General features: G+C 32.1%; 6 protein-coding genes. 2 read left to right on the top strand and 4 right to left on the bottom strand.

Going from position 1 to position 6,939, the window contains the following annotated elements; all coding sequences use genetic code 11:
• Positions 1-71: 71 nt before the first annotated feature.
• On the bottom strand, positions 72-2,030 hold the full coding sequence (locus DBX25_RS20260) for an RHS repeat domain-containing protein (protein WP_108672564.1): 1,959 nt from the start codon (positions 2,028-2,030) through the stop codon (positions 72-74).
• Positions 2,031-2,104: 74 nt separating this feature from the next.
• Between DBX25_RS20260 and DBX25_RS20255 the strand changes: the two genes are divergently transcribed.
• Together DBX25_RS20255 and DBX25_RS20755 are read left to right on the top strand one after the other, a co-directional pair.
• Positions 2,105-2,581: a hypothetical protein gene (locus DBX25_RS20255; RefSeq protein ID WP_108672563.1), complete on the top strand. Its 477-nt coding sequence runs from the start codon at positions 2,105-2,107 to the stop codon at positions 2,579-2,581.
• Between the two features lie 396 nt (positions 2,582-2,977).
• A complete protein-coding gene (locus DBX25_RS20755; protein WP_157951031.1) occupies positions 2,978-3,139 on the top strand; it encodes a hypothetical protein in 162 nt (53 codons plus the stop codon).
• 1,233 nt (positions 3,140-4,372) lie between these two features.
• Here DBX25_RS20755 and DBX25_RS20250 read toward each other — a convergent pair.
• The 3 genes from DBX25_RS20250 to DBX25_RS20240 form a co-directional block, all read right to left on the bottom strand.
• Positions 4,373-5,200 carry a coiled-coil domain-containing protein gene (locus tag DBX25_RS20250; RefSeq protein ID WP_108672562.1) on the bottom strand — a complete coding sequence of 276 codons (828 nt, stop codon included), beginning with the start codon at positions 5,198-5,200 and terminating at the stop codon, positions 4,373-4,375.
• A 139-nt stretch (positions 5,201-5,339) separates the two neighbouring features.
• Positions 5,340-6,098, bottom strand: coding sequence for an IS21-like element helper ATPase IstB (istB, locus tag DBX25_RS20245; protein WP_108672561.1), 759 nt, complete (start codon positions 6,096-6,098; stop codon positions 5,340-5,342).
• A gap of 1 nt (position 6,099) precedes the next feature.
• The coding region (locus DBX25_RS20240) for a Mu transposase domain-containing protein (protein WP_420812975.1) at positions 6,100-6,939 on the bottom strand (840 nt) is incomplete at its 5' end.

The raw sequence follows: 6,939 nt of genomic DNA, 5'->3' as shown, positions 1-6,939 counted from the left end.
TCAGTTTACAGGAAAGAACTTATTAGGTGAAAAGTGTTCATTGGAAGTGAGCAAAAACTGTTCACTATATTTTAGCGTTTACAACTCTTTTTCTTACGATTCCCCACTTCATCATATTCATAGGATAGGAGCACACCATTAGGCAACTTTTCAGATTTGAGTTGGTTTAATTCATCATAATCATATATAGTTTTGCCTGTATTTGAAGTTATTTCCTTAATGTTGAAATTTCCATCATATAAAAGTTCATATTTATCATATATTTGGTTACCATTGTTAATTGTATAATTAGACAATCTATTATTCTCGTATTTAAAATCGACTGAACTTCCATTTTCATACAAAACATTCTCAAGTGAACCTGTTTCTTTGTATTTAAGTTCAACCAATTTTTCTCCGTTTCTCTTGATTTCATTAGATAACTGTCCATTGGTCTGAGTAAAATCTAAAACAACTGTAGGAGAACCTTCTCCAATAGTATATTTAATCTGTGATTTATATTCTTCTTCGTTGTAGATGTACTCAATTAAATTATTTTGTTCTTTAATTGATTTTAATAAATTGTTTTCATAATAAGAATATGACTTAAATAAATTTCCTCTGTTATAAACAGATACAAGTTTATCTTCACTAAAATAATATTCCCATATTAAGTCAGTATTTGAATAAATATGTGTTAAATTATTTAATTCATCGTAAACTTTTTTTATTGTATTTTGATTAGGTAACAATATTTCCTGCAAATTACCATTTAAGTCATAATTGTAGCTTGTTGTTTTATTAATTTCATTGGTCTCTTGTTTCAATTGATTTTGTTCATTATAAATATAAGATGACCTAAAATTCTTAGCATTCAAAATTGAAGTTACATTTCCGTTCTGGTCATAACCATATTGAGTGGTATAACTTTTAGGATCTATAAGTTTTTCAATACTATTATTTGAATTATAAACCAAAGTGTATTTATTGTTATTTCCACCAATTTTTTCTAGAATATTTCCACTAATATCTGTTGTTATTTTGGAAAAATTTCCAAAATAATCGGTTTTTTGTATTATATTTTTATTATCATTATAATTTTTCGTAATATTTTCTATACTTCCATCAGGGTGCGTAACAGACTTTAAATCTCCAAAATCGTCATAGACATTTTGAGTGATTAAAACCTCACCTTCATTATCAACATCAGGTTCAGTTACAGTTCTTATATCACCTTTAGAGTTATATAAATAGGAAGTAGTGCTATTTTTTGAATCTGTATATGTCTCTACTTTGCTATTAGTAGTATAAGTATAACTTTCCTTATTTCCTTCTGGATCTATTCTAATTAATAAATTCCCTCTTGCATCATAGGTATTAGTTGTAATTAAGCCATCTGAATTTTCTACCAATATATTATTGTTTGTATCTAACTCAAAGTCTGTTCTAGCACCAGCTGAATTTACAATAGCTTTAACAATATAATTATCATCCGTATAGTAAGTAGTGGTATTCCCCTCATCGTTTGTAACCATAGAAACTTTATTTTTAGTATCAAGTGAATATTCCGACCAAGAGGTTTCTGTTCCTTGTGAATCTTGGACTTTATCTAAATATCCATTAATATAAGTATAATCAGTATTTCTACCTTTGGAATCAGTAACGTTTGATACTAAATTATCTTTATATTCAAATGTGGTAATATTAACCACACTACCTTCTTTTGATTCCTCAATTCTTTTTACTCTCATATTTTCATAAAAATAACCAAAAGTTCTTCCTTCATAAGTAACTTTATTAATTAATCCATCTGAATTATACGTGAATTCAAGATGTTTATTTAATTCATTCCCTAGATCTGTATTTATCCTTTTTAATTGTGTACCTTCATAAATATAATTAATCTTGTTTCCATGTAAATCAATCTTCGTGTCAATATTTGCAATCTGAACATCTGTATCAGAATTAGTAAATTTGATTGTAAAGAGAGTTCTAATACCAAACTTATCAGTCATGGTATAGGTGTCAATACTGGTTTTCTTAATCGTCAAATACTTTCCTGGACACCAATTCGTACAGATCAAATAATACTCTTGAATGGCTAATTATTCCTTCTACAAGACAAATGGATGTTCTTGGCGCTTCAGCTAGATATCCAAGCTATTGGACCGTTGACCACACCAATAGGGGCGGAACACAATATTATGTAGCAGATGCAAATGATGAATACGGTAATTGGTATCCAAACTATCATTCTGAAACTATTAATTATTCAGCAAGCAGTGGAAATTGGACAAATGCTTCATTTAGTGGAGCTGCACTAGTTCAAAATTTAAAAGATGATTTTACGCTAGGGGGTAAATATTGCTACCTTGTTACTTTAAGACAAAATGCTTGGTTTAATTTTACTTTGACAAATACGTCATACCCATATACTACAGTAAACGTTATGGGATCATATATTCACCAGATCGATACTGTCCCAATTGCCATCAATGGTTTCACACTAACTTATGGGGCACCTAGTGTTCAATTCTCATTAGGAAATTCTAAAGCATCCTACGATGCTGAAATGTCTGCTACTGCCTATATCAACAAATAAAATACCAATTATTTATAAGACTATTCAATAGAATTTAACAAAAAAATCCCAAGAATAAAGCTTCTCTGGGATTTTTTGTTCTCAAAGGAACTATACGGGCACTTTGGAACAATAATGCACACCACTTTCTATGTTTGATTGACTAGAACAAAAGTCAAAGACTAAGAAAAATTTGACCATGCAAAATCCGATTTTTTTGATTGGGGTTTTCATAGGGGATATGAAAAAAACTTGCGGAAATCTTTTCATTACGCTGTTTTCGTAAAGTTTGTTTTTTCTGAAAATATTTAAGCCAATCAGTTAAATAAAGGTTATACTCAAATCAGAAAATTACATTTTCAAAAAAGCTAGAAAAGGAATTATTAACTGATTTTATTATAAAATGGAGGTTGAGAAATGATGAAAAACAAATTGGAATACATCAAGGTTGCTAGTTTTGTTGTAATAGCAATAAGCCTTTTCATTATTGCTTGGAAAACTGTAAGTCAAGTTGACATGTTACAAGATATTCAAGAAAGACTAAACCTTATTGCAAATAGAATTAGTGAACTTAAATAACAATTGGCACACGAAGAACCCATAAAGGGTTCTTTTTTTCTGGCACATGATACCTTAGCCTATGTTTTCAGCGTTTTGCTACAGGGACCCCTTGTATTGGCTGTTGAGGATGAGAAGAGGAAAATAACCTTAACACATATTTTCTCTGTCAATTCAAAAGATGAAAAATCGTTTGATGATAGAAGAATATAATATTCTCAATTAATATTTATATACTAATAATAATTGTTTGTTTATGTTTTCTGCCTTTTTCTATCCGAGCTACTACAAACTCAATTTTCTTTGCCCTTTTATCTAAAAGTAGCTTCTGGAACTTAAAAGCTACACCTTCTTGTATATCAACTTTTTTTACCTCTCTAAATAATCCTATCTTGGTAAAGTTTTTTTGTCGATAGGTCTGTAAGACTCAAGAATTACATTATTAAATTTGTTTTAGTTTTATTTTTAAATAGTTTGATTTTTTTGTGCTCTTGTTCAATGGACCGGTTAGTTTACAAGCACCTTCTCTTTTTGTTTCCTTCTAACTATGCATCGAATAGTGACTAATGAAATATAATAATTTTAGCCAGATTCATCTGACTTCTTAAAATAGGGGTCGGTTCTATGAATCTTTTCGTTGAATGCATTACAACCATTTTAGTTCAAGTTGTAAGTGGTTTATTAGTAATTTTCTTGGCTTTTTTTATTAGAAAATTCATTAGGAAATTCTTTAAGTAGTTTAGAATTAGCAGATGACTGGCGCTTGGGAGACTTGCAATTCTCCCTAAAGTGGCCATAAATAAAATAAGTAAAAACACCCTGTTTGATAAGAAAATGCTGCTTTTCCCTTAGGTTTAATGGAAAAGCAGCATTTTTTCATATTTAACTCCTTAAATACAACTTCCTTACCCTTGATGTAACTGGGTTTGCCTTCATATAACTAAATTAATTAAATACTTTTAATACAAAAAATTTTCATCCCACCAAAAAACCGAGGAACAAAATAATGATCTAAAAATATACTTACCTAATTACCGAAAGCGTTTATGACAATAAATTTCTGTCCATACTCATAAATAAAGACTTGTCCATTTATTTCAATGGACAAGCCAAATGTCAGTAATACAAATATCGGTGATTAGGTAGGGCCGGTATCCCTCCCCTACCTTATTGCCGAGACTTCATAAGTTTCCTCATTTTTTTAGTACCATATAACCGAGAAATATTGTCCAATAAAATAACCTCCATAGGAGGTTAAAATTGAAGTTCCAATTGGTCACTCATCGATTGCTTCTGAAGGTTGTGTCGCAATTGGTATTCGATTGATGAATGTTTATCTATTTTTATTTCAGATATTAAATTAGTTAAAAGATTTCGCAAGTCAACAATATCCAGTTTTTCTCTATCCATAAAAGCATTTTGCAAAATTAGATTCCAGGTTTCTTGATTTGAGTCAACCTTCTGTCGTTCCGAAACTTTTCGTTGTTTCTCTTTGATTTGTAATTCGACTTGTTCAATTCGAATATTTAAAGAAATCCGATATGTAGTTAATAAATCTAATATTTTTTTGTCATTAACATTTATTTGTTTTTCAAGTCGTTGCTTTATTTCATTTTTCACTTGATCAACTTGCTCTAAGTATTTTACTTTACCCTTTTTCAATTCAGAAATCTCATCAAACAATGTTTTAATTTCATTCTGAATTCTTAGGGAGATACCTTGATGAATTTGGGTGGGATGATTTAAACGTATATCATTTAAGATTTTGTCGATGACTAGATGTAGCTGTTCAACTTCTATTTGAATATCACAACTTGGACAAAAATATATTTTTCGTCCATACTTTTTTCCATTGTTTCCTGTAGTTCTTTGATCCTTACAGTTAAGGAGTGTGTTACAACATTTGCAACTTACCAAATCTTTTAATAAATAGCTGGTTTTATATTGCTTTGGGGCTATTTTTCCTAGTTTTTTTTGTTGGTACAACTTCCAACAATATTCCCATTCTTCAATTGATATTACTGGGTCTATATAGTCAGATTTTGCTAGAATCCAGTTTTCTCTATCAGTTGTTTTTGTCAATATGAATTTGAGCCAGAGCGATCACTTCAAAAGTGAGCCACTATCTATATGATAATTCCCAGTTAGGGAGGAGGCTTGGGTGTTTGGATGTCTTGCCCCGGGGAGGGGCAAGACATCCAAACACCTCGCGCGCTCCTATCTACTCTTTCAATTCCCCGTTTTGTTTCATACTTTGTCTAAATCGATATGATTCACCATTTAAAAGATGTATGTGTGATCGATGTGTGAGCCGATCGAGAAGTGCTGCTGTCATTTTTTCATCCCCAAAGAGACTAGTCCATTCTGAAAATTCCAAGTTGGTGGTAATGATAACGCTCGCGCGTTCATACCGGCTTGAAAAAAATTGAAATAGAAGTTCCGATCCTATTTTTGAAAAAGGCACATATCCTAATTCATCCACGATGATAACATCAAATTTGAGCCACTTCTTTTCTAAGGCACCTAGTTTGTGCTCTTCGTTAGCCATTAGGAGTTCCTCTACTAAATCTGAGGCTGTGATAAATCTCGTTTTATATCCGTTCTTTATCATTTCAATTCCTAGTCCTGTTGCTAAGTGCGTTTTTCCTGTGCCACTGTTACCAAGGAAAATAATATTTTCCTTCCTATCTACGAACTCTCCTTTAGCTAAAGTTATGAATCGATTTCGGTTGAGACTTGGCATCAGGCTAAAATCGTATGTATCTAGTGTTTTCTGAACCGGAAAAACAGCTTGCTTTAATCGTCTTTGTTTTTGATTTTCATCCCGCATTTCCATTTCTGCTTCAAGTAATGCTAATAAGTATTCTTCGTAAGAAAGATTTCTTTCCTCAGCTTCTCTTGCGAGAGAACGGTATTGTTGATGAATGGTAGGCATTCTTAATTGTTTTGTTAAGTGATCCACTAATAATTCTGTTGTCATATCATTGACCTCCTGTTAACTGCCCATACTGTGATATATTTGTCTTTTTCACTTTGTAATCTAATAGACTGATAGGCATGTTTTCGTTTGAAAGGTCGTTAATAGCGACAGAAGCATGGGTGATCTTTTGAATGATTTCATGAACCACTTCATAACGGAATACCTGTGTTTGTTCAGCCTCTTGGAGAGCTTGCGTAAGTTTTTCCATTCCAATTTCTCGATGGAGAAGAAGTAGACGAATAAATTTGCGATCTCCAGTGGCTCCATCTTGTTCCCGCATTTTCTTATGAAAACGTCTAAAGATATCTGGGATATCAGTTGTCTGAAAGGCTCTGGCATCTCGAATGGCCCGAGGCTTTTTTAATAATGCTTCCAAATAGTGATCCAGAACGGTCACCATTTGATATCTTTCGTAAGACCGAGAATGTAAAGCGATTACTTGATTTTGAGCCACTATGATCACATGATCCACAAAAATTTTTGCCCATACAGCCTGACCGACATAGCGACAAGGAACGGAATATTGATTGGTATCAATGGTGATTAACGATGTTTTATTCACTTGGCATGAAACCAGTTTACAAGCCTCAAAACGGTTGGCAGGTAGTGGATGAAGTTGTAATTTCTCTCTTTCCCACATTTCTAAGACCGTTTCCTTTGAATAAGGGACTTTACGTTTTTCAGCCTCTTGTAAACACCATTCTTTAAGGTATTGATTTAATTCTTCTAATGACTGAACGTCTGGTTTAGGAACCAACGCGTTTCTTCTTATATAACCTACGGTTCCTTCAACACGACCCTTTTCATTTCCAGATCGCACATTACAGAACTCAGCTTTAAA

Source organism: Peribacillus acanthi, from assembly GCF_003073175.1.
Classification (GTDB): domain Bacteria; phylum Bacillota; class Bacilli; order Bacillales; family DSM-1321; genus Bacillus_BN; species Bacillus_BN acanthi.
The sequence above is the reverse complement of the archived record's forward strand: the minus strand, read 5'-3'. Positions and strand labels throughout refer to the sequence as shown.

Excerpts from the sequence above, each read along its gene's own strand:
- DBX25_RS20255 (WP_108672563.1), top strand. The coding sequence starts at position 2,105 with ATGGATGTTCTTGGCGCTTCAGCTAGATATCCAAGCTATTGGACCGTT.
- DBX25_RS20755 (WP_157951031.1), top strand. The coding sequence starts at position 2,978 with ATGATGAAAAACAAATTGGAATACATCAAGGTTGCTAGTTTTGTTGTA.
- istB (WP_108672561.1), bottom strand. The coding sequence starts at position 6,098 with ATGACAACAGAATTATTAGTGGATCACTTAACAAAACAATTAAGAATG.